This window comes from Halobaculum sp. D14, assembly GCF_051195135.1.
Taxonomy (GTDB): Archaea; Halobacteriota; Halobacteria; order Halobacteriales; family Haloferacaceae; genus JBNTKA01.
Window position 1 is genome coordinate 107,343 of the sequence record NZ_JBNTKA010000004.1, and the last position, 21,400, is coordinate 128,742.

Genomic DNA, 21,400 nt, shown 5'->3' on the forward strand with positions numbered 1-21,400 from the left:
AGGCCGCGTCAGGTCGCCTTCTGATTGTACGACTTGAGCGCGCTCTCGGCGTCGCTGTCGACTTTCTTGAGCACTTCGGTGACGTTCTGGTTCTCGTTCTGGATCATGCTCACGTACCCCTCCTCGACGATGGTCCGGACCTCCGTGAACGGCCCCATCAGAGCACCGCGCGTCGCCGGCATGTCCTCCGTCGCTCGGAGTTGTTCGATCGCCGTCAGGAAGTTGGGGTTCTGCTCGTAGAATCCCTCGCTCTTCAGCTGAGAGATGGCCTCCTCGCGGACGGGGAAGTAGCCCGTCCCTTTGTGCCACCGCTTCTGCTGTGCCGGCTTCGTCAGCCACGCCAGGAACTCTCCTGCGGCCTCCTTTTTCGCGTCTGAGAGGCTCGCGGGCGTCCACAGCGACGCCCCGCCGATGACGACGCCGTTCCGGACGCCGCCGGGCGTCGGAAGCCGCATCGTCCCGAGCTCGAACCCGTTCTGTTTCGCGCCCTGCTTCATCGGCGCGATACTCGACGTCGAGTAGCCGAGAATCCCTGTTTTCTGGGTCAAGAATGCCTGCTGCGCCTCCGACCACGCCTCGATGCCGGGGTTCAGGTACTGCCCCTGTTCGTAGAGGTCCACCCACCAGTTGAAGATCTTCTTCGAGGCGTCGCTCTGCAAGAAGAGCTCGGTGGCGCGGTCTGCGCGGCCGTTCTCGTGGTTGACGAACACCTCGCCCTGCTCCGCGAACCACTGCTCGACGAGCCAGGAGTGGTTCGGCCAGGTCGTCCCCTTGTCGACGACGCCCGCGTCGGTGAGGGTGTTCGCCGCGTCAGTGATCCCCTGGAACGTCGTCGGCGGGTTCTCCGGGTCGAGACCTGCCTCCTCGAAGGCGTTCTTGTTGTAGTAGAAGATCGCGTTCGAGGAGTTGAACGGCATCGAGTGGAGCTTTCCGTCGATCCGGTAGTAGCTCATCACCGAATCGAGGTAGTTGTCGAAGTTGACAGAGTCAGGGACGATGTTCTCGACCGGCGTGAACACTCCGCTGTCGATCGCCAGTTGCGTCCCGATCTCGAAGATCTGCGCGATCGCGGGCGGATTCCCCGCCTGCACCGCCGAAGTCGTTGCGTTCAGCGTCTCGCGGTAGCTCCCTTTCTGCGTCGCGGTCATCTCGATCCCGTCAGCCTGGCTCACGAAGTCGCTGACGAGCGAGTCGACCAGTTTCCCCAGGTCGCCGCCCATCGCGTGCCAGAACTTGATGCTGACCGCGTTTTCGGAAGCAGACCCGACGGTGGTGCCCGCCGTTCCACCGCTATCGCCCTGGGAGTTCTGCCCTGAACAGCCGGCAAGTCCAGCGACCGCTCCCACACCTGCGCTCTTCAGAAACGTCCGTCGAGAGTTGATCCGATCCATTGAAACTCGTCTGGGTCGACCCCGCGAGGGGTATAGTAAATTGATATTTTTGGTATGCTGTAGTATATCTAGTGACTTCCTCTCCGGTTCAGTACGCCACACTCTGAGGAATATATAGTGATAGTAGCAGCAACCGGATGAGTCTGAGACGGCGACTCCTCGCGTCGCTCGACGACGACTGATCGGCGTGAAGAGCCAACGGGCGCCGGTTTGGCTGTCGCTCGAATTTCGGATGTTCTGCGACGACTGTCAGACCGTGTCGATGCGGTCGCGGGCCGCGTCCAGCGAGTCGTCGTCGCCGGTGACGAGGTAGCGGCCGAGCGCCCGCGTCGCCTCGACGAGCGCGTCCGCCACCGCCGGGTCGACGTCGCCGTGGACGGCTTCGAGCTGTTTCGCGCGGTCGCGGAGCGCGCCGAGCGTCGTCCGCGCCTCGCCGTCGGGGTCGCCGGCGGAGCCGGTGCCGGAGTCGTCGTCAGCGTCGCCTGCGTCGTCGAGGGAGGTCGCGGCGTCGCGGCGGTACTCCAGGGTGGCCTGTGCGGCCGCGAGTCCGCGCGCCTCCCGCATCCGCGGGGGAACCTCGTCAGCGGCGGGCCGGTCGCCGGTGTCGGCGGCGCGGAGCAGCGCGGTCACGTACCACTCCTCGTCGTCGGTGCGGTCGCCGAGCCGCGCGTAGACGTCGGCGGCGTGGACGAGTTCGGCGGCGACGAGGTAGGCGTCGTCCAGCGGGAGGAGGTCGCCGCCGCGGATGAATCCGCGCTTCCGCAGGTAGGCTCTGCACGCGGATTTGACGTCGTCGGTCAGGTCCGCGAGCGGCGCGTCGTCGAGGCGGGAGAGAATCGGGTCCAGATTCAGTTCGGCGGGCGCGTCGGTGTGGCGTTTCCGTTCGCCGGTGCCGACGCTGTGCATGCTGCCGCACTCCGGGCAGGCGACGCTGCCCGTCTCGAAGTACGACCACCGGGCGCCGCAGTCCGTGCACTCGCGCTCGCCGCGAACCTCCATGGCGCGTCGTTGGTCGGCGCGAGAGAAAAAGGGCTCGCACGGCGCGACGCACCGACGGCCGAACGCGCCGGCGGCACCGGGTCGTGCCGGGTCGCACCGGGCATCTGTACGACCGCCTGATTTATCCAGGCCGGCTCGAACTATCGGTCACTATGTCGGTTCATCCGACCCTCGACGAGGATAGACGAAGTCGCCGCAAGGCGGCTGGCTGTGAAATCGGACGGTAACACGCTCACAGCCGCTGGCAGCGACGACGGACGCGGCGTTCTCCTGGAACTCGACGGCGACGAGCACCGGCTCTCCAGAGCGGAGGCGCGGCGGCTCAGGGATTCGCTGGGCGACGCGCTGACGCAGCGCCGGGAGTTCCTGTACACCGCCGGGACGCACCGCGAGGACGGCAGCTACGTCGTGGAGCGGCGCGGCGCGGACTCCGCCGGCCACAGCAAGGTGTTCGAGCGGTACGACGCGCTCGAACGGCTGTACGGCAGACTCCCGGACGCGTTCACGGCGGAGGACGTCGGACGCACCGGGCTGACCGGCGGCCGGCGACACCTCGTGGTTCGGCACCTCGCGGAGCACCCCGCGTTCGACTGCGAACTCGTCTCGCGCCAGCCGCTCACCGTGCGGAAACGCGACCGGCCCGCCGAAGGCGACGAGGAGGGAGACTAATCCAGGAACCGCCGGCTACCGAGCGGAGAGAGCGGTCGAGAGTAATCGGGAGGGCTGCGGCTCAGTCGTCGGCGTCGACGCGCTCCTCGATGAGCTTGTCGATAATCCGGTTCGTGGAGAGCAGTTCGCCGTCGTACCGCGGTTCGCGGCCGGAGGCGCGCACGACCTCGGCGCCGATGTCGTTGGCGCGCAGCGACCGCCGGATGTCGTCGACGTCGTGGTGCTGGTCGAAGCCGAGTACGACGACGTCCGGGTCGATTTCGCGGACCGGGACGAAGAAGTCCTCCTCGTGGCCGAGGTGGGCCTCATCGACGACTTCGAGCGCCGCGACCATGTCGCGGCGCTGGCGGTCCGGGCACACCGGCGACGGCTTGTGGGTGACGTTGCGGTCGCGGGCGACGATGACGTGGAGTTCGTCGGCGCGGGAAGCGGCCTCCGAGAGGTAGTGGAGGTGGCCGGGGTGCAGCAGGTCGAACGTCCCCTGCGCCAGCGCCTTCGTCGGTGCCGACTCGTCCGCGGCGTCGTCCGCTCCGGCCGCTGTGTCGTCGCCGGTCATTCTCGGAGCTCCGCGTCGATGTCGTCCTGCGTGAAGTCGAAGAACTCGTCCTCGTCGGGGAGCGCCACGTCGATGACGTCGAGGTCGCGCGGCTCGCCGTCGGCGTCGAACGCCCGCCACGTCTCCCGCTCGTACGGCGCGCCGACGATGATGTGGACGTCGCCGGCGTGGAACGTCGCGAGGTCGGCGCTGGACGGCTGGAGGACGCCGTTCGGGTGGGAGTGAATCGACCCGACGGCTTTCGCGCCGTTCGGAATCAGCTGCTCTTGGACCGTCGCGCTCTCCGGCGTCGACGACGTCCCCGGGATGACGAGGACGTCGGTGACGACGACGCCGTCCCGGTCGAGCCCGAGGTCGGCCGCGTTCGTCCCGCGCAGGAAGCCCATGTACTCGTTCGGGTGCGTCTCGCGGGACGCTTCCAGCGCGAACTCCAGGGTGTCGGCTGCGATGCCGAGCACCTGGTCCGACCGGAACAATCGCATACCCGTACTCCGGTCGGTCGCCTTCTAAGCGTGTCGACTGCGATGCCGAGCGAAGCGAGGCATCGACGGTCGCCGGCGAGGTCCCGGGGCCGAGGCGGCACTTGAACCGAGCGGAGCGAGGCATCGACGGTCGCCGGTGAGGTCTCTGGGCCGAGGCGGCACTTGAACCGAGCGGAGCGAGGCATCGACGGTCGCCGGTGAGGTCTCTGGGCCGAGCCGGCACGTGAATCGAGCGAAACAGAACACCGCCAGTCGGCGGCGCGGACGATTAACAACCTTTTCACGGCTCGTCGCCCTACCGGTAGCTATGACTGACTCATCCGCCGGGGATTCCGGCGATGCGGGGGACGCGGATTCGCGTCCCATCGTCTACGACCTCGCGCCCGACTGCACGCTGACCGACGTCGACGTCGGCGCGCGCTACCACGCGACCGTGAACGGCGTCGTGGAGTACGGCGTGTTCGTCGACCTCTCCGAGAACGTTTCGGGGCTGCTCCACGAGTCGAACCTGAACGGCGAGGAGTACGACGTCGGCGACGACGTCGTCGTGAAACTCGAGGAGATCAAGGAGAACGGCGACGTGTCGTTCGCGCTCGCCGACGTCGACGACTACCGGACGCTCGACGTCGAACACGAGCCGGAAATCACGGCGGTCGACGACGCCCGCGTCGGCGAAACCGTCACCGTCGAGGGCGAAATCACGCAGATCAAGCAGACCGGCGGCCCGACCATCTTCCACGTCGCCGACGAGACCGGCATCATCGGCGCCGCGGCGTTCGAGGAGGCCGGCGTCCGCGCGTACCCCGCCGTCGAGGTCGGCGACCTCGTCCGGCTGAACGGGACCGTCGAGGAGCACGAAGGCGAGACGCAGCTCGAAGTCGAGGGCATCACGGTGCTCGAAGGCGACACGGCCGCGACCGCCCGCGAGCGGCTGGACGAAGCGACGGCCGAGCGCGCAGAGCCGGCGTCGGTGGAGCCGCACGTGGAGTGGGAGGCGTTCGAGTCGCTGCGCGAGGAGCTCGCGGAGGTCGCGCGGCTGCTCCGACGCACCGTGCTCGAGGGCCGACCGATTCGGATTCGGCACCACGCCGACGGCGACGGGATGTGCGCGTCGATTCCGGTACAGCTCGCCCTGGAGAACTTCATCGACGAGGTGCACGCGGACGACGACGCCGCGCGGCACCACCTGAAGCGGCTGCCGAGCAAGGCGCCGTTCTACGAGATGGAGGACGTCACCCGCGACCTGAACTTCGCGCTGGAGGGGCGCGCCCGCCACGGCCAGAAGCTCCCGTTCCTCCTGATGCTCGACAACGGCTCCACGGAGGAGGACGTTCCGGCGTACAAGAACCTCACGCACTACGACGTCCCCATCGCCGTCGTCGACCACCACCACCCGGACCCGGAAGCGGTGAACGACCTGCTCGACGCCCACGTCAATCCGTACCTGCACGGCGAGGACTACCGCATCACGACCGGGATGATGTGCGTCGAACTCGCCCGGATGATCGACCCGGGCCTCACCGACGAACTCCGGCACGTCCCGGCGGTCGCCGGGCTCTCGGACCGGTCGAAAGCCGAGGTGATGGACGAGTTCGTCGAGCTCGCCGGCACCGCGGGCTACGACCGCGACGAACTCGGCGACATCGGCGAAGCGCTCGACTACGCCGCCCACTGGCTCCGCTACAGCGAGGGGAAGACGCTCGTGAACGACGTGTTGAACGTCGGCTGCGACGACGAGAGCCGTCACCACGAACTCGTGGAGTTCCTCGCGACGCGCGCCGCCCGCGACGTCAACGAGCAGCTCGAAATGGTCGAGCCGCACGTCGAACACGAGACGCTCGAGTCCGGCGCGCACCTGTACACCGCCGACCTGGAGAACTTCGCGCAGCGGTTCACGTACCCGGCGCCGGGGAACACGACCGGCGAACTCCACGACCGGAAGGTCCGCGAGCACGGCGAACCGGTCATCACCATCGGCTACGGCCCGGACTTCGCCGTGCTCCGCAGTGACGGCGTCCGGCTCGACATCCCGCAGATGGTGACCGAACTGAACGAGGAGGTCACGGGCGGCGGCGTCTCCGGCGGCGGCCACCTCGTCGTCGGCTCCATCAAGTTCGTGAAGGGCCGCCGCGAGGACGTCATCGACGCGCTCGTCGAGAAGATGGGCGAAGCGGAACTCGACGAGGAGCTGTCGAGCACCGCGACGCTGGACTGACCCGCGAGCCGCGCGACGAGCCGTGCGGTAAACTCAGTCCGTTTCGCCTCCACTTCTCTCCCGATTCGGACCGGCACGTCCACCGTCAGCGTCGCCAGCGCTGTTGGTGCCGACGGCGCCGTCGGCGTCAACCCCGAATCCTGACCGGCCGGTGTCGGATTGGCCGGTGCCGGGCTGGCTGGTGCCGGACCGTCCACCGGTCCACCCCGGGTCATCCGCGGCCAGTTCCGATTCCACGCCTGACCGACGGTCTCGGCCGCCGAGTTCGATTCGGCGGCGGGCGTACAGCACGGCGCCGGCGACCGCGGCGACCGCCACGACGACGAGCAGCGGCGGAACGGGCCGGCCGGCCGTCCAGCCACCGACGCCGCCGTCGGCGCTCGCCGTCCAGTCAGCGGTGAACACCTGCCGGTAGTAGGCCGCGGCGGCCTCGCCGCGAAGCGAGACGAGCACCTCCCTGTTCTCGCGAGCGCTCGTCGGGTTCCAGTTGAGCGACCCGACGACGGCGACGTCGTCGGCGACGACGCCTTTCGCGTGCACCTTCTGGTACCGGCCCGCTGGCGACGCGAGGCGCGCCTCGAACGGGACGCCGGCCCGGTCTGCCCACCGGTTTAGTTGGTCGACGAGCGCCGCGTTCGTCTCCTGGACGTACCACGCGCTCGACAGCAGGAGCCTGACGCGGACGCCGCGCCCCGCGGCGCGTCGACAGGCGGCGAGCAGCGGCCCCGGCTCGACGGTCGGCTGAATCACGTCGACCCGGCTGTCGGCGTCGTCGACGACGTTCACGACCGCCGCCTCGGCGTTCCCCGGCGCAGTCAACACCGTGGCGTTCGGCCGCCCGACGCGGGAGGGCTCGAACCGAGCCGGGAACCGACCGGTGGCGGCGTCGGCGTCGCTGAACGTCCGTCCGCGACGGTATTGCCGCCACGGAACCGCGTCGCGCCACTCTGCGTCGGCGGCGAACACCGCGGCGAGTTCGTCGGCGGCCGCGGCGGAGTCGAGCCGCACTCCCCAGCCGCGGCTGCTGCGGCCGCCGACGCCGGCCGGCTTCCAGTTCTCGGTGAGGACGACAGCGGTGTCGTCGGCGACGGCGTACTTCGCGTGGTGGAACCGGACCCGCGCGTACGGGCCGGAGACGGCCCGCACGTCGACGCCGGCGGCGACGAGGTCGTCGAGCAGCCGCGCCTGCGTCTTCGTTACGCCGCCGACCGGGGCGCCCTCGACCAGCACCCGGACGGTCGCTCCGCGTTCGGCGGCGTCCGCGAGCACGGCGGCCGTCCGCTCGGATTCGAAGGTGTACGCGGCCAGCAGCAGCCGGTCGTCGGCGCCGCGGAGCGAGTCGACCGCGGCGGACGGCGCGTCCGGCAGAACGAACGCGGTCGCGTCCGCTCGACCGACGACGGCGGGGGCGCGGTGGTCGAGGCCGACCGGTCGCCAGTGACGTTTGCCGCTCCGGAGCCACCGCTCTCCCTCCGGGGCGTCGCGGTACCGAACCGCGTCGACGGCCGCTGACTTCGCTCCGCTCGGCCCGCTGTCGCGGGAGCGGTTCGTCTGCCGACGCACCGTGATTCGTTCGCCGCTGTTCGACAGGTCCAGCCCGCCGTCGACGACTCTGCCGTCCGGGGCGCCGAGGAGGCTACTCCGGTTCGCGGTGAGAACCACGGCCTCGGCCGTCTCCGTGGTGACGGTCGCCGTCGTCTCTCCGTCGGTGACGCTCCAGTTCCCCGGCGGCAGGCGGACGAGCACGTATTCGCCGGCGTCGCCGTCGGCCACCGGGTTCGGGTACAGCTCGATGATTCGCGGCCGCACCGCGGCCGCGCTGGCATCCGTGGAGGGTTGCGTCGCGGCTGTTCCTGCGGTCGCGGGGGGTCCCGAGGCGGCAACGGCTCCGGGACCGCAGACGGCGACGAGTAGCACCGCGACGGCGACGACGGACTCGGCCGCGGAGACTGACGCGGATGACACGGTCGGTCTGGCCGCGCCTTCTGGTTTGAATCTTCGCCGACCTCCGGAGCGTTTTTGCGTCGCGGCCGCGCCGTTCCTGCATGGTCACGCTCGCCGAAGTGCTGCGGCTCGCCGGCGCCGCGCTGGGCGCGGTCGGCGGTACGCTCCTGTTTCTCGAACTGTTTCAGGTGCCGTCGTACGTCCGGTACAACGAGGAGTTCGGCAGCTACGACATCGACATCGCGCCGAACGAACTCACCGAACACACGAACCTCGGCCGCGCCGGCGCGCTGCTCATCTCCGTCGGCTTCACGCTGCTGTTCCTCGGCGAACTCGCCTGACACGAAGGCGAATCTGGTGGCGGCTTCGGCCGGTTCCGCGCCGGTTCTGCGCCGTTTTCGTGACCGTCGTCCACCCGTGCCTGTAGCCGAACCGGCGGTAAGGGCCCAGCGACGGAACTGAAAACGAGAACCGGTCGGAGCGACCGAGCCGGAAGGGGACGCGAACGGGGCGAGGAGCGTTACGCTGCTGCTTCGGGCTCGGCGTCGGAGCCGGCGTCGAGGGCGTCGCAGGCCTTCTGCGCCTCGGTCTGGACGATGAACACGGACTCGTCGGTGTACTCCGCGGCGGCTTCGAGCGCCGCCTCGGTACCGATCTGTCTGAGCGCCCACAGCGCGGCCGCGCGGACCGAGTCGCTGTCGTCGTCAGCGGCGGCGTCGGCGAGCGGGTCGACGGCGCGGGTGTCGCCGATGAGGCCGAGCGCGCGGGCGGCGAACGGCCGGACCTCGTCGTTCTCCATGACGAGCTTGTTCGCGAGCGGCTGGACGGCGTCGGAGTGGCCGATTCGGCCGAGCGCCTTGAACACGACTTTCTGGAGCTGCGGGTTCGAGTCGGAGTCGACGTACTCGACGAGCGTCTCGACGGCGTCGTCCGCCGCCATCGTTCCGAGCGCTTCGATTGCGGGCTGGTCGCGCTTCTGGGCACGCTCGTGCATCGCCTCGAACGCGTCGTCGTCGTTCATCCGGATGAGCGCGTTCAGGCAGTGCTCCTCCATGAACTCCGACTGGAGGGAGTCGAGCGCGAGCAGCACCATCTCGACGTTCCCGCGCGTCTCCCACTCTTTCAGCGCAGCGAGCTCGACCGGGAAGTCCTTGTAGTGGCCGAGCGGGTCGTAAAAGCCCTGTGCGCGGAGCTGCTCGTGCGTTTCGAGGTCGTCCCACTCCTCGGCGGCCTCCAGCCCGTCGGCGAGCGCGTCGGTCGCCTCGATGAGCGCCGCGATGGTGTCGGCGTCGTCGTCGGCGTCCAGGCCGGCGTCTTCGACGGCGTCGACGGCCGCGTCGAGGCTCTCGGCCAGTTCGTCGGAGTCGGTCGTCCCGGGGGCGACGGTGAGGTCGGCGTCGAGCGCGTCGCCGGCGGCGTCGGCGAACTCGGAGACGACGCTGGGCAGGTCGGCCTCGCCGTCCTCGGTCCACCGCGTGTCCCGCAGCGTCGACTGCGCGTCCTCGATGGCGGAGACGACGTCTTCGGCGTACGGGCCGCGCTGGGCGTCGACGTCGTCGCGCAGGTCCGACAGCCGCGACTCCAGTTGCTCGCGCGGGTCCTCCGCGTCCTCGTCCTCCTCGTCCGGTTCGGGGAGGGACGCGGCTTCGAGGTCGGCTTCGACGTCGTCGAGCGTTTCCTCGACGTCGTCGAGGTCTGCCTCGGTTTCGGCTGCCTCGAGCGCGTCGGCGGCCTCGTCGAGCCGCGCGTCGAGGTCCTCGGCGGACACGTCGGGTGCCGGGACGTCCTCCCCCGCCTCCTCGGACTGCTCCTCGGCGGACTCGTCGTCACTCATACTCGTGGGTCGGCGTGACGGCTACAAGGGCGTTTCCCTTCCCGCCGCTGGGAGCCGCCCCGCCTCGGGCCGCGGCGGCGCCGAAGCCGTCAGGGAACTATCCCGAATCCGCGCGACCGGCAACCGATGTTTTTGATTCACAAACCTCTGTTTCCGGAAGTGAATCTTTATGTGGATTCAGATGGAAGTAGGGAGTGCAATGAGCACCCAGAAGAACGTCGTGAAATCCGAAGGCGAAGTGACCGGCTCCGAGGCCCTCCGAGTCGACGCCGACCGCGCGTCTCAGCTCGTCGACGCGCTGAACACCGACCTCGCGGCGACGTACGTCCTGTACCACCAGCTCAAAAAGCACCACTGGAACGTCGAGGGCGCGGAGTTCCGCGACCTCCACCTGTTCCTCGGCGAGGCCGCCGAGGAGGCCGAGGAGTTCGCGGACGAACTCGCAGAGCGGGCGCAGGCGCTCGGCGGCGTCCCGCACGCCTCCGGCGCGACGCTCGAAGAGAAGGCGCCCGTGACCCCCGAAGACGAGGACGTCTACGACATCCGGACGTCGCTCGAACACGACATGGAGATGTACGGCGACATCATCGAGACGCTCCGCGAACACGTCGAACTCGCCGAGAACCTCGGCGACCCGACGACCGCGGAACTGCTCCGCGAGAACCTCGTGGACGTCGAAGACGCCGCCCACCACATCGAACACTACCTCGAAGACGACACGCTGGTCCTCGACGGCGCCACCAAGTAACCGCGCCGACGAACCGGCCGAAACGCCGCTTTTGTCCTATTCTCTCCGAAGAGTCCGTTTTTCGCGCTCGACGCATCCGCCGCCACGAGACCGGCGCGGCTGTCGATCCCTCGTCAGTGGCAGACGACTCCGTCGAACCGACCGACGGCCGACCCGTGGTCGCTGAGCCGTTCCGTGATCGGGGTCCGTGCAGTCGGCGAGGCGCCGCGTCAGCGACGCGCCTGAACGGTGAAGTCGGTCGAAATCCAGCCGTCGCGGTTCCCGTCCTCGGTGAACACGGTTCTGTCCGGGCTGGACTGGTGTGCCGAGACGGCACCTGATTCGTCCGCTTCCGGCGTCTGCTCGGCGTCTTCAGCGAGGTGCTCCGGCTCGCGTGCTCCCATTACCTCCCCGTCGCAGCCGGACGGACATATACATTTTGGTCTGCCTAAATCCCTCGGCGCGGCCGCGGCCCGGCCGGCGCCACCGAGGGACGGTTTCGGCTCCGGGGTGGCGGCAAGCCCGTCTGTCGCCGGCAGCAGTTTCAACCCGGCGGCCGAACCGGCGGCATGGTCGAGCGCCTGTTCTCACCGCTGACGCTCCGGGGCACCGAGATTCCGAACCGCGTGTTCGTCTCGCCGATGTGCCAGTACTCCGCGACGGACGGCATGCCGAACGACTGGCACCTGGTCCACCTCGGCAGCCGCGCCGTCGGCGGCGCCGGGCTCGTGCTCTCGGAGGCGACCGCCGTCTCCCCCGAGGGCCGAATCACGCCGAACGACGTCGGCATCTGGACGGACGAACAGCGTGACGCCTGGTCCCGCGTGACGGAGTTCGTGCGGTCACAGGGGTCCGTCCCCGGGATTCAGCTCGCACACGCCGGCCGGAAAGCGTCGACCGCGCAGCCGTGGGAGGGCGGCGACCCGGTGCCGCTCGACGAGGGCGGCTGGGAGGTCGTGGCTCCGAGCGAGAAGCCGTATCCGCGCGACGGCGACGAGCATCCGACGCGGCGACTCTCGACGGACGAAATCGCCGGCGTCGTCGACGACTTCGCCGCCGCCGCCGAGCGCGCGTCCGACGCCGGCTTCGAGGTCGTCGAGGTGCACGCCGCACACGGCTACCTGCTCCACGAGTTCCTCTCGCCGGTCGCGAACGACCGCGACGACGACTACGGCGGCAGCTTCGAGAACCGGACCCGGCTGCTCCGGGAAGTCGTCGGCGCGGTCAGGGCGGCGTGGCCCGACGACGAGCCCGTGTTCGTCCGCATCTCCGCGACCGACTGGCTGGACGAGGAGGCGTCGTGGGACGTCGAGCAGTCCGCGCGGCTCGCCCCGCTGCTCGCCGACGCCGGCGCCGACCTCGTCGACGTCAGCTCCGGCGGCATCTCGCCGGCGCAGAACATCACGTACACCGGGCCGAACTACCAGCTCCCGTTCGCCGAGACCATCCGTGAACACGTCCACGACGAGGGCGCCGACATCGCGGTCGCGTCCGTCGGCGGCATCACCAGCCCCGAGCAGGCGGAGGCCATCGTCGCGAACGAGCGCGCCGACGCCGTGCTGATGGCCCGCGAGTTCCTGCGGTCGCCGTACTGGCCGCTGCACGCCGCCCGCGAACTCGGCGAGGACGTCGAGTGGCCGGTGCAGTACCGCCGCGCGAAGCCGCGGTAATCGCCGGTCGGTTACTCGGCCGCGTGCGGAGAAGCGCCGTCTTGAAGCCCTCCGCGGCCCTGCCGTGACGCATGACTCCTGCAGAGGCGGTCCGTGCGTACTACGACGCGCTCCGGGCGGGCGAGGCGCTCGCACCGTTCTTCCTGGAATCGCCGACCGTCGTGAAAGTCGGCGTCACCGAGCGGCTCGTCGGCTACGCGGAAATCGCCCGCGGGCTGCGCGAACAGACGCGGACGACCGACGACTGGGTGGTCGAGAGCCGCGACCTTCGGACCGTCGACCGCGACGGGTTCGCGGCGTTCAGCGACGACGTCCGACTGGAGTGGTACGACACCGAGTCGTTCGAGGAGCACGCCCACGACACCCGGTGGGCGGGACGCTCGCCGACACCGACGACGGCTGGCGAGTCGCCGGGATGCACGTGTCGGTGGCGGAGTGATGGTCGGCCCGAGCATCTCGGACGACGAGCAGCGCGACGCGAACCGGCGCATCAAGGCGCTCTCCGTCCTGTTCGTCGGCGGGTCGACCGGCCTGGTCGCGTTCCAGGCGGGCGGCTCGGCCACCGAAATCGCGGCGAGCGTCGCTGTCGGCCTCGTCGCCGGCCTGTTCCTGCTGTGGTTCACCCTCCGGACCCTCGGCGAACTGACCCCGGACCGGAGCCGCGACCGGAGACGGCGAGAGCGGTGACGGACGTACAGGTACTCGTAACCGAATTAACATCCCAAAACAATCATTGAGGTTCGGCCGTTCCACCTCTCCGTGCGACGACGAACCTTCATGAAAGGAATCGGCGCGGCCGGCGTGGTGTCGCTTGGTGCGGCACCGGCGGCGGGCGCGCCGTCAGGGGGGAGCGACGCGACGTGGACGACCGGCGAACAGTACGGTGTGGGGACCGTCGCCGACCACGACGACCCGGACTCGCGGGCGTGGTTCGCGCTCACCGAGGGCGCGCTGGCCGGTCTCCGCTTCCCTCGAATCGACCTCATCAACGTTCGGACGGTGGACTTCCTCGTCGCGGACCCCGACACGGGCTACGCGGCGCGGACGCACAACGTCAGCCGGACCGACGACGACGAGGACACGGTGCGCCGACGCGTGGAGCCGACGGCCGACGACGCGCTGCTGTTCCGGCACGTGGTCACCGAGACCGCGGACGAGCGCGCCTGGACGCTGACCGCCGAGTACGCCGCCGACCCCGACGGCGACGCGGTTCTCGCGGACGTGACGTTCGAGTCCGACGGCGGCCGCTACGACGTCTACACCGTAGTAGACCCGGCGTGTTCGATGTCCGCCCGCGGCGACGCGGCCCGCGTCGCCGGGTCGGAGCCGACCGGGAACGGCAAGGCGCACGGGAGGGGTGCGCGCGGCTTCGAGCTTCGGGCGTTCGACACCGGCGCGTTCGACGACGAGGCGGTCGTGCTTCACGACGACGGTGAGCCGTACACCGTGGCGCTCGCCGCCGTCGCCGACCGCGGCTTCGAGTGGGCGACCGCAGACGTGGTCGGCGGCGACGCGCTCTCGCCGCTCCTCGTCGACGGCGCCGCCGACGCGCGATACGACGCCGCCGAAGGCAACGTCGCGCTCGTGGGGCGACTCGGAGCCGACACCCGACGGCTCTCGGACACCGTCGCCGTCGGCTTCGCCGAGGAGGGCGACGACGACGCCGCGGCCGAGACGGCCGCTGCGGCGCTCGACCGCGGCTTCGGCGGCGTCCGCGCGAAGTACCGGAAGTCGTGGCGCGACTACCTCCGGACGCTCGACCGGCCCGACAGCGTCGGCGACGACGCCCAGTACGACGCCGCGGCGATGACGCTGAAGGCGGCGGACTCCAAGCAGTTCCCGGGCGCCGGACTCGCCAGCCCGTCGGTGCCGTGGGGCGACGCGACGGCGGCGAACCGGCCGTCTGACTACGGCTACAACTTCGTCTGGGCGCGCGACCTGTACCAGGCGTTCACGGCGATGCTCGGCGCGGGTGACCGGCACAGCGCCCGCGAGGCCGTCGAGTACATCTACGAGAGACAGCAGGACGACTCCGGGTTCATCCCGCAGAACACGTACGTGGACGGCCGGACGCGGTGGGGCGGCGAGCAGATGGACAACATCTCGTTCCCGGCGGTCATGACGTACGCGCTCGCCGAGGCCGGCGTCGGATTCGACGACCTGTCGTTCGGCTACGACGACGTCGCCCGGTCCGCGGACTACGTCGCCGCGAACGGCCCCGAGTCCGGGCAGGAACGCTGGGAGGAGGAGTCCGGCTACTCGCCGTCGACCATCGCCGCCGAAATCGCCGGGCTCGCCTGCGCCGCCGCGCTCGCCGACGACGAGGGGGAGCGCGGCGACGTGCTGGCGTACCTCGGCGTCGCCGACGAGTGGCGGGCCGGCGTCACCGACTGGACCGCCACGACCACCGGCTCGCTGTCGGACGACCCGTACTTCGTCCGTATCAGCGACGACGCGGACCCGGACGACGGCGCCCAGCGCGGCCTCGCGAACGGCGGGCCGACGCTCGACGAACGCGCAATCGTCGACGCCGGGTTCCTCGAACTCGTCCGGCTCGGAGTGCTCCCCGCAGACGACGCCGTCGTGGAGAACTCCGTCGACGTCGTCGACGACCAAATCCGCGTGGAGACGCCGAACGGCCCGGCGTTCTACCGGTACACGGGGGACGGCTACGGCGAACAGGGCCGCGACGAGAGCGATAGCCTGCCCGCAGGAGCGCCGTGGGGCGCCGACGGCGACAACGCGGGCCGCGGCCGCCTCTGGCCCATCTTCACCGGAGAACGCGGCGAGTACGAACTGCTCGCCGGCGGCGACGCGGCCGCGCTGCTCGACGCCATGTCGTCGTTCGCCAACGACGGCCGCATGATTCCCGAGCAGGTGTGGGACCGGCCCGAGCCGACCGACTACGGGTGGACGTTCGGTGAAGGCACCGGGAGCGCCACGCCGCTCTCGTGGTCGATGGCGCAGTACGTCCGGCTCGCACACGGCGTCGACGCCGGCGAGCCGGTCGAGACCCCCGGAATCACTCGGAGCCGCTACGCCGAGGGCGCGGTGCCGGACGGGCCGTCGCTCGACGTCCAGTTCCCGGCGGACGTGACGGCGGCCGGGACGGCGACCGTCTCCGGGCGGACCGACGGCGAGGAGGTCGTCGTGAAGACCGCCGACGGCACGCAGTACGTCGACGGCGGCGGCGAGTTCTCCGTCGACGTCTCGGTGCCCGACGGCGCGCTCGACGTCACGGTGGTCGCCGGCACCGGCGGCGACGTCTCGTCGCTCGGAACCACGGTCGCCAGAGAGACCGTCACCGGCATCGACGTCGGCGACGCCGTCGGGTCGTTCGCGGACCCGGTCGGCGACGACGCCGGCCCCGGCGGCTACACCTACCCGACCGCGTCCGTGTTCCGAGACGGCGTCTTCGACATCGAGTCGTTCGACGTCTACGAGACGGACGACGAGTGGCAGTTCCTCTATCGGCTCGCCGGGCCGCTCACGAACCCGTGGGGCGGCGACCAGGTGAGCCTCCAGACCTTCCACGTCTACCTGCGGAACCCGGAGCAGTCGGGCGGGGCGACCGCCGCCCGCGAAGGCGTCTACGCGGACTTCGAGGCGCCGTACCACCGGCGCGTCGTCGTCGAGGGATTCGTCCAGCCCCGAGTCGAGGCCGCCGACGGAACGACGGTGACGACGGACGTCGAAGTCACCGGGTACGGCGCGGTCGACGCGGTGAAAATCGCGGTGCCGAAGACCGCCGTGCCGGACGTGACGGCCGCGGAGTTCTCGCCGCTGCTGCTCGGTCAGGACGGCTACAACACGGGGCGGATTCGGCACGTCTACGCCGACAACGGCGGCTACGCGTTCGGCGGCGGCCGCGACGACACCGCGGACCCGAACGTCATCGACCTCGTGACGCCGGACGGCGTCGACAACGCCGACGCGCTCAGCTACACGGCCGACCGCCAGGCGACCATCCCGTACGTCTCGCTGTGAATCGGGGTCCGGGCCGCAGCCACGGACGCGGCCCGCCGCTCACCCGACCCGGCTGAGCCAGCGCTCCGGGTCGTCCAGTTCGGCTTCGCGCGGGAGGTTCTCGGGGCGCTCCCAGACGAGCGACGCCGTTGCGAGGTCGGTTCTGTCGGCGACGGCCGCGAAGAAGTCGGCGCCGCGCTCGTACTGCTGTCGCTTGACGTCGAGGCCGAGCAGCCGCTTGATGAGCCGCGTCAGCGGGTCGCCGCCGCCGCGCCGCTCGTCGAGTTTCTCGCGGAGGTCGGCGTACTCCTCGTCGAACGCGCGGTCCATCAGCAGCTCCGCGTACCCCTCGACCGCCGTCATCGCCGTGTTGAGGTCGTCGAACGACGCCCGGCTCAGCGTCCCGTTCGCGAGGTCTTCGACGCCCTCCTCGACGCGCGCCTCCAGGTAGTCCGACAGCCACGGCGCCGCGCCGAACTCGGCGGCGTGCGCCACCTCGTGGAACGCGATCCAGCGCCGGAACCGCGGATAGCCGACACCGAGTTCGACGGCCGCCGCCCGGATGTTCGGCCGGACGAAGTAGAGGCCGTGGTCGTCGGCGCCGTCGGCGAGCAGCAGCGGGTCGTACTGGCCGAGGACGTTCCGCGCGAGGAACGCGAGCGTCACCGCCATCGTCCCGCTGTTCACCGACCGCGCGACCCCGGGGAGGACCGACGAGCGCTGCGATTCGAGCGGTCGGAGGACGCGCTCGAACGTCTCGACGTTCGCGTCGATCCAGTGGTGCCGGCTCTGCACCTCGACGGAGTCCGGGAGGTCGAAGTCGACGCCGCTCGCCGACCGGAGGCCGTCGCGGGCCGCCCGGACGTCGTCGGCGTAGCCGTTCAGCTCCGCCTCGCCCATCGACAGGTCGCCCGGCTCGCAGCCGCCTTTCGCGGCCTCCGCGACGGCGTCCCAGTCGATGACGCCGTCCGGCTCGTCGGCGGCGCCCGCCAGCGCGCGGACGCTCCGTGAGATATCCATACCGGCCCTCGGGGTGGAGCCGGGATAGGTCTTCTGCGGCGCCGGCTCCGCGCAGTCAGAGCGACGCGTCCGCGGCGCGACGGGGGTGCGGCCTGGGCGGTGCAGTCCGCACTCGGAGCGGTGCAGTCCGTGGCCGGGCGCGCAGTTCGGGGGGTTTAATATCGACTGCGGCCGCCGTTGGAAGCATGGAACGAGTCGACGTCGCCGTCGTCGGCGGCGGCCCGGCCGGGTCGGCGGCGGCGCACGCGGCGGCCTCCCGCGACGCGGACGCGCTCGTCCTGGAGAAGGGTGTTCCGCGCGCGGACCGCGACCGCCTCGGACCGGACTCCACGGACGCCGCCGGCATCCTCGACTACTGGGTCGACATCATGGGGATACACCCGGACGACTTCCCGGAGGGCGTCTTTCAGCAGCGGCTCGACCGCGCCGAGTTCGTCGGGCCGACCGAGTCGTGCACGCTCCGGTCGACCGGTATCGACTCCAGTTACGACAGCTTCGGCTTCACGATGCACCGCGCCCGCTTCGACGACTTCATGCGCGACCGCGCGGAGCAGGCGGGCGCCGGGTACCGCACCGGCGCCTCCGTCAAGGACGTCGAGACGGCGCTGGACGCCGGCGTCGGCGGCGACCAGCCGCGGCACCTCCTGAAGGTCGGCGGCGGCGACGAAATCGGCGCCGACTTCCTGGTGCTCGCCGACGGCCCGCAGCGCACAGTCACGAACCGGGTGCTCGACGGGCTGCTTCCCGACGACCAGGCCGCCTCCGACCGCCTCGCGTCCACGAAGAACAACCACATCGCCTACCAGGAGTACCGGCGGTTCCCCGAGGAGGTGTACGAGGAGGTGTCGGGCGGCATCACGTTCTGGTGGGGAGTGATGCCGGGCCACACCGCCTACCCGTGGGTGTTCCCGAACGCGGACCGCGTCTGCCGCGTCGGGCTCACGATGCCCATCGGGATGGACCTCGACGACGTCGACGACCGCGAGGCGTACGCGCTCATCCGCGAGGACGACGACCGAATCCCGTCCGGCAAGGAGTACGTCAGGCGGCTCCTCGAACGCGAATACGGCGACGAGTACGACGTCGAGGAGGACTTCCCGGTCGTGGAGGACGCCGGGAAGTCGAAGGGCACCGAGACGTACCCGATTTCGTCGACGCGCCCCATCGAGTCCCCGGCTCGGGCCGGCATCGCCGTCGCCGGCGGCGCGATGGGCGCGACCTCAGCGTTCCACGAGGGCGGCGACCACGTCGCGGTCCGGACCGGCGCCATCGCCGGCGAACTCGCAGCGCGCGGCGACATGACCGACTACAACGACCGCTGGCACGACGCCATCGGCGACGAGGTGCTGCGGAACGTGACGATGGCGAAGATGTGCCGGAACTACGGGCCGAGCGACTGGGACAGCGCGTTCCGAACCGGCCGGAAGATGCTGGCTGACGCCGACGGCTACGAAATGTTCGACCAGCGGTTCGCCGCCGGCTTCGGCGCCGCGAAGCTCCTGTTGCAGTACCGCTGGCACAAGTGGGGGTTCCGGAACCGCGGCTACGTTCAGCTCACCGAAGACGAGTACGTCTACTGACCCGCTGGGCCGCGTCCCCTTCGGCTCCTCGGCGCGAATCTCTGGTTCCGTCCCGCTCGTTCTCGAAGGCCGTTCACATCCCCATGTCGGCCGCCTCGTCGGGAATCGGGAGGTCCGTCGGCGCGACGCCGAGCAGTTCGGCGGCGTGGTCGAGCGCCATGTCGAAGCCGTAGTACCGCTCCAGTTCGTCGCCGTCGGCCGACCGCCGAACCTTCAACATCGCGTACCCCTCCGTGTTCTGGGCGATGGCGGCGGTGCGGCCGTCCGCGTCGAACTCCAGCAGCCGCTCCGTGTCGGTCTCTCTGTACGTCGCCTCGACGTCGACTCCGTCCGCGTCGCTCATGCGTGGCCGTTCGGCCGCCCGGTATTCGACGGTTCCGGTGGCGAGTCGCCCCGGCGCCGAGCCGGGTCGAACGCGCCGGACGGCGCCGCGGCTTGCGAAGGTGAAGTCGGTATGAATAGCGGACGGGTCGGCGTTGCCCGGGAGTCCGCCGTGGGGAATCCCGGTCGCCTCCTCCGCCCCGCGACCCGACGAGCGACATACGTCCGGCGGTGGGCTGCTCGCTTCCGCGCCTGACCCAGTGCCGCCGACGAACCCCGGAACCGCACCCCTGCGGGTGCGTCCCGGCGGACCGCTGTCCCCGGCGGACGAGGCTTCGACGTCGGCTTCCGGGGCCCACGACGGGTGTCCCGGACGCCGCCGACGTTCGGCCCCCGCTAAAGACTCTATCGCGGGTTTCGAGCAGGGCCTAACTGCCCGGCCTAGTCCACGACTTCGGTAGGCGACTCCGACTTAAGGGCCTTGCGGTCCCGACGCAGTCACGCGAAACCGCCGGGTCGACGCGGCGGTCGCGCGACGGTCACGCGGCACAGACGCGGCGCCGACGCGGCTGCGACGCCCGGTTACAGCGCCTCCGACGCGTAGGCCGCGGCGCTCACGGGCACGGTCGCCGCGAGGGCGACGACGACCCAGCGGTGCATCGTAATCCACTGCGCCGACGCCGGGAACGAAAACAGGTTCTGCTGGTCGACCGCGAGCGCCCAGCCGGCGGCGGCGGCGAGCAGCGCGACGGCGGCGACGACGGCGACGCCGGCGACCATCACGTCGTCGGTGTGCGACTGCCGCCCGGAGAGGAACACGACGAGCAGCAGGACGGCCAGGAAGACGACGGCGCCGACGCCGACCGGGCCGGACGCGTAGTAGACGCCGAGGCCGGTTCCGGGCTCCGAGATGAGCGCGAACGGCGCGGCGAGCGCAGCCAGCACGGCGAGACAGCCGACCATCCCCGCGGTCAACGCAGCGTCAACACGGTCCATGTTCCGGGTGTCGGGCCGGCGGGCACTTAATCGGTTCTCGTTGCGGCGGAGCGCCGGAGGCGACGCGCCAGAGACGACGGGCAGAGGCGGCGCAGAGGTGACCCAGGGGCGACGCGGAGGCAACGCGGGGGAAGCGACCCGGCGGAGGCTGCGGACAGCCCGCGTCCTGCTGCGCTGTGCGTTGCCGCTCGGCCGACCGCTTTTCAGTCGGCCGGGACAATCGGCCGGACATGGAGACGAGCCCAGCGGACGACGTCCCGCTCACCGGGTCGGAGCTGTCGGCGCTCGCGGACGCGCTCGAATCCGGCGACGACGCCGAGGTGGACCTGTCGGACGTCACCGGCGACGAAATCGAGGCGGTCGCGCGAGCGGTCGCGCTCCGCAGCGCGCTCACCGAGACCGCTGCGCGGGAGGCGCTCGCGGCCGAACTCACGGACCGGACGCGCGACGCACCCACCCTCGACGCGGAGGCCCCGACCGACGACCCGGCGTCGGCGCTCGACGCGCCACCGGTCGACGACAGGACCGCGGAATCGCCGCTGTCGGACGGCCCGGTCGACGAGTCACCGCCCGGTCCGACCGAGCCGCTCCACCGCGCCGTCAGGCCCGAATCTGCGCCGGCGGCGGAGTCAGAGGCGGCCGCGTCGGGAAGCCACGGGCGACCAGCCTCCGCCGGAGGCGACGAAGCCGCGGGCGGGCGGCCGCGCGGAGCGTCGGCGCCGAGGCGGCACCGTCGGGGCGGCGGTGAGACCGATACGTCGCCGGGTGTCGCCGGCGTCGACCACGAATCCGAGGCGGTGTTCAAAGCGACGCTCCGGGAGGACGGCAGCGTGTCGGTCCCCGAACCGGAGCGGTCCGTCCTCGGACTCGACGCGGGCGAGACGGTGCAGGTGCAGGTGCACCGGGTCGCCGACGCGGATGTCGGAGACGGTGGGCGCGGTGGAGACGGCGGGGACGGCGGGATCGACGGGAACGGTGGAGGTCGCGACGGCCCGGCAGAGTAGAACAGTCGAAATCGAGCGGCTCGGCG

At 70.6% G+C, this 21,400-nt stretch carries 19 protein-coding genes and 1 other RNA gene; 9 read left to right on the forward strand and 11 right to left on the reverse strand.

The annotated features are described in order from the left end of the window. Positions 1-8 precede the first annotated feature (8 nt). Positions 9-1,391: an ABC transporter substrate-binding protein gene (locus tag ACQUST_RS13650; protein WP_435129671.1), complete on the reverse strand. Its 1,383-nt coding sequence runs from the start codon at positions 1,389-1,391 to the stop codon at positions 9-11. A 249-nt stretch (positions 1,392-1,640) separates the two neighbouring features. Continuing rightward, complete coding sequence (locus ACQUST_RS13655) at positions 1,641-2,390, reverse strand: DUF7117 family protein (protein ID WP_435129674.1); 750 nt, start codon at positions 2,388-2,390, stop codon at positions 1,641-1,643. A gap of 270 nt (positions 2,391-2,660) precedes the next feature. Here ACQUST_RS13655 and ACQUST_RS13660 point away from each other — a divergent pair, with 270 nt between their 5' ends. After that, positions 2,661-3,059, forward strand: a complete 399-nt coding sequence (locus tag ACQUST_RS13660; RefSeq protein ID WP_435129790.1) for a DUF7528 family protein — start codon at positions 2,661-2,663, stop codon at positions 3,057-3,059. A gap of 61 nt (positions 3,060-3,120) precedes the next feature. Here ACQUST_RS13660 and ACQUST_RS13665 read toward each other — a convergent pair whose 3' ends face one another. Next, the gene (locus ACQUST_RS13665) at positions 3,121-3,615 is read right to left on the reverse strand and encodes an adenylyltransferase/cytidyltransferase family protein (RefSeq protein WP_435129677.1); all 495 of its coding nucleotides are present in this window, start codon (positions 3,613-3,615) and stop codon (positions 3,121-3,123) included. Further along, positions 3,612-4,097 (reverse strand): Mov34/MPN/PAD-1 family protein, encoded by a 486-nt coding sequence (locus ACQUST_RS13670; protein ID WP_435129679.1) that lies wholly within the window; start codon positions 4,095-4,097, stop codon positions 3,612-3,614. Before ACQUST_RS13670 ends, ACQUST_RS13665 begins: the two co-directional genes overlap by 4 nt. 307 nt (positions 4,098-4,404) lie before the next feature. On the opposite strand from ACQUST_RS13670, the gene ACQUST_RS13675 reads away from it, so the two are divergent. Further along, on the forward strand, positions 4,405-6,312 hold the full coding sequence (locus ACQUST_RS13675; RefSeq protein ID WP_435129681.1) for a DHH family phosphoesterase: 1,908 nt from the start codon (positions 4,405-4,407) through the stop codon (positions 6,310-6,312). Positions 6,313-6,345: 33 nt separating this feature from the next. Here ACQUST_RS13675 and ACQUST_RS13680 read toward each other — a convergent pair whose 3' ends face one another. After that, positions 6,346-8,277: a phospholipase D-like domain-containing protein gene (locus tag ACQUST_RS13680; protein WP_435129684.1), complete on the reverse strand. Its 1,932-nt coding sequence runs from the start codon at positions 8,275-8,277 to the stop codon at positions 6,346-6,348. 80 nt (positions 8,278-8,357) lie between these two features. On the opposite strand from ACQUST_RS13680, the gene ACQUST_RS13685 reads away from it, so the two are divergent. Beyond that, on the forward strand, positions 8,358-8,597 hold the full coding sequence (locus tag ACQUST_RS13685) for a hypothetical protein (protein WP_435129686.1): 240 nt from the start codon (positions 8,358-8,360) through the stop codon (positions 8,595-8,597). A 179-nt stretch (positions 8,598-8,776) separates the two neighbouring features. Here ACQUST_RS13685 and ACQUST_RS13690 read toward each other — a convergent pair whose 3' ends face one another. Further along, positions 8,777-10,090, reverse strand: a complete 1,314-nt coding sequence (locus ACQUST_RS13690; protein ID WP_435129689.1) for a HEAT repeat domain-containing protein — start codon at positions 10,088-10,090, stop codon at positions 8,777-8,779. A 199-nt stretch (positions 10,091-10,289) separates the two neighbouring features. Between ACQUST_RS13690 and dpsA the strand changes: the two genes are divergently transcribed. Further along, entirely contained in the window at positions 10,290-10,838 is a 549-nt protein-coding gene (gene dpsA / locus ACQUST_RS13695; RefSeq protein WP_435129692.1) for a DNA starvation/stationary phase protection protein DpsA, read from the forward strand. A gap of 209 nt (positions 10,839-11,047) precedes the next feature. On the opposite strand, the gene ACQUST_RS13700 is transcribed toward dpsA, so the two are convergent. Further along, the gene (locus ACQUST_RS13700) at positions 11,048-11,221 is read right to left on the reverse strand and encodes a hypothetical protein (protein ID WP_435129695.1); all 174 of its coding nucleotides are present in this window, start codon (positions 11,219-11,221) and stop codon (positions 11,048-11,050) included. 165 nt (positions 11,222-11,386) lie between these two features. Between ACQUST_RS13700 and ACQUST_RS13705 the strand changes: the two genes are divergently transcribed. The 3 genes from ACQUST_RS13705 to ACQUST_RS13715 all read left to right on the forward strand — a co-directional run bounded on the left by ACQUST_RS13705 (position 11,387) and on the right by ACQUST_RS13715 (position 16,474). Further along, positions 11,387-12,487, forward strand: a complete 1,101-nt coding sequence (locus tag ACQUST_RS13705; RefSeq protein ID WP_435129698.1) for an NADH:flavin oxidoreductase/NADH oxidase — start codon at positions 11,387-11,389, stop codon at positions 12,485-12,487. Between the two features lie 438 nt (positions 12,488-12,925). Then, complete coding sequence (locus ACQUST_RS13710; RefSeq protein WP_435129701.1) at positions 12,926-13,174, forward strand: hypothetical protein; 249 nt, start codon at positions 12,926-12,928, stop codon at positions 13,172-13,174. A 72-nt stretch (positions 13,175-13,246) separates the two neighbouring features. Further along, positions 13,247-16,474, forward strand: a complete 3,228-nt coding sequence (locus ACQUST_RS13715) for a glucodextranase DOMON-like domain-containing protein (RefSeq protein ID WP_435129704.1) — start codon at positions 13,247-13,249, stop codon at positions 16,472-16,474. Between the two features lie 39 nt (positions 16,475-16,513). Here the strand turns inward: ACQUST_RS13715 and ACQUST_RS13720 are convergent, their stop codons facing one another. After that, positions 16,514-17,473 (reverse strand): zinc-dependent metalloprotease, encoded by a 960-nt coding sequence (locus ACQUST_RS13720; protein WP_435129707.1) that lies wholly within the window; start codon positions 17,471-17,473, stop codon positions 16,514-16,516. A 185-nt stretch (positions 17,474-17,658) separates the two neighbouring features. Here ACQUST_RS13720 and ACQUST_RS13725 point away from each other — a divergent pair, with 185 nt between their 5' ends. Then, positions 17,659-19,053 carry an NAD(P)/FAD-dependent oxidoreductase gene (locus ACQUST_RS13725; RefSeq protein ID WP_435129709.1) on the forward strand — a complete coding sequence of 465 codons (1,395 nt, stop codon included), beginning with the start codon at positions 17,659-17,661 and terminating at the stop codon, positions 19,051-19,053. Positions 19,054-19,126: 73 nt separating this feature from the next. On the opposite strand, the gene ACQUST_RS13730 is transcribed toward ACQUST_RS13725, so the two are convergent. From ACQUST_RS13730 to ACQUST_RS13740, 3 genes are all read right to left on the reverse strand, one after another. Next, the gene (locus tag ACQUST_RS13730) at positions 19,127-19,396 is read right to left on the reverse strand and encodes a DUF7111 family protein (RefSeq protein WP_435129712.1); all 270 of its coding nucleotides are present in this window, start codon (positions 19,394-19,396) and stop codon (positions 19,127-19,129) included. 116 nt (positions 19,397-19,512) lie between these two features. Then, positions 19,513-19,826, reverse strand: an RNA gene (ffs, locus tag ACQUST_RS13735) — signal recognition particle sRNA. A 130-nt stretch (positions 19,827-19,956) separates the two neighbouring features. Continuing rightward, complete coding sequence (locus ACQUST_RS13740; RefSeq protein WP_435129715.1) at positions 19,957-20,370, reverse strand: DUF7548 family protein; 414 nt, start codon at positions 20,368-20,370, stop codon at positions 19,957-19,959. Between the two features lie 230 nt (positions 20,371-20,600). Between ACQUST_RS13740 and ACQUST_RS13745 the strand changes: the two genes are divergently transcribed. Next, positions 20,601-21,374, forward strand: a complete 774-nt coding sequence (locus ACQUST_RS13745; RefSeq protein WP_435129718.1) for a hypothetical protein — start codon at positions 20,601-20,603, stop codon at positions 21,372-21,374. Positions 21,375-21,400: the final 26 nt, after the last annotated feature.

Coding starts and splice junctions, on each gene's coding strand:
- ACQUST_RS13650 (WP_435129671.1), bottom strand. CDS start 1,391: ATGGATCGGATCAACTCTCGACGGACGTTTCTGAAGAGCGCAGGTGTG.
- ACQUST_RS13655 (WP_435129674.1), bottom strand. CDS start 2,390: ATGGAGGTTCGCGGCGAGCGCGAGTGCACGGACTGCGGCGCCCGGTGG.
- ACQUST_RS13665 (WP_435129677.1), bottom strand. CDS start 3,615: ATGACCGGCGACGACACAGCGGCCGGAGCGGACGACGCCGCGGACGAG.
- ACQUST_RS13670 (WP_435129679.1), bottom strand. CDS start 4,097: ATGCGATTGTTCCGGTCGGACCAGGTGCTCGGCATCGCAGCCGACACC.
- ACQUST_RS13675 (WP_435129681.1), top strand. CDS start 4,405: ATGACTGACTCATCCGCCGGGGATTCCGGCGATGCGGGGGACGCGGAT.
- ACQUST_RS13685 (WP_435129686.1), top strand. CDS start 8,358: ATGGTCACGCTCGCCGAAGTGCTGCGGCTCGCCGGCGCCGCGCTGGGC.
- ACQUST_RS13690 (WP_435129689.1), bottom strand. CDS start 10,090: ATGAGTGACGACGAGTCCGCCGAGGAGCAGTCCGAGGAGGCGGGGGAG.
- dpsA (WP_435129692.1), top strand. CDS start 10,290: ATGAGCACCCAGAAGAACGTCGTGAAATCCGAAGGCGAAGTGACCGGC.
- ACQUST_RS13700 (WP_435129695.1), bottom strand. CDS start 11,221: ATGGGAGCACGCGAGCCGGAGCACCTCGCTGAAGACGCCGAGCAGACG.
- ACQUST_RS13705 (WP_435129698.1), top strand. CDS start 11,387: ATGGTCGAGCGCCTGTTCTCACCGCTGACGCTCCGGGGCACCGAGATT.
- ACQUST_RS13710 (WP_435129701.1), top strand. CDS start 12,926: ATGGTCGGCCCGAGCATCTCGGACGACGAGCAGCGCGACGCGAACCGG.
- ACQUST_RS13720 (WP_435129707.1), bottom strand. CDS start 17,473: ATGGATATCTCACGGAGCGTCCGCGCGCTGGCGGGCGCCGCCGACGAG.
- ACQUST_RS13725 (WP_435129709.1), top strand. CDS start 17,659: ATGGAACGAGTCGACGTCGCCGTCGTCGGCGGCGGCCCGGCCGGGTCG.
- ACQUST_RS13730 (WP_435129712.1), bottom strand. CDS start 19,396: ATGAGCGACGCGGACGGAGTCGACGTCGAGGCGACGTACAGAGAGACC.
- ACQUST_RS13740 (WP_435129715.1), bottom strand. CDS start 20,370: ATGGACCGTGTTGACGCTGCGTTGACCGCGGGGATGGTCGGCTGTCTC.
- ACQUST_RS13745 (WP_435129718.1), top strand. CDS start 20,601: ATGGAGACGAGCCCAGCGGACGACGTCCCGCTCACCGGGTCGGAGCTG.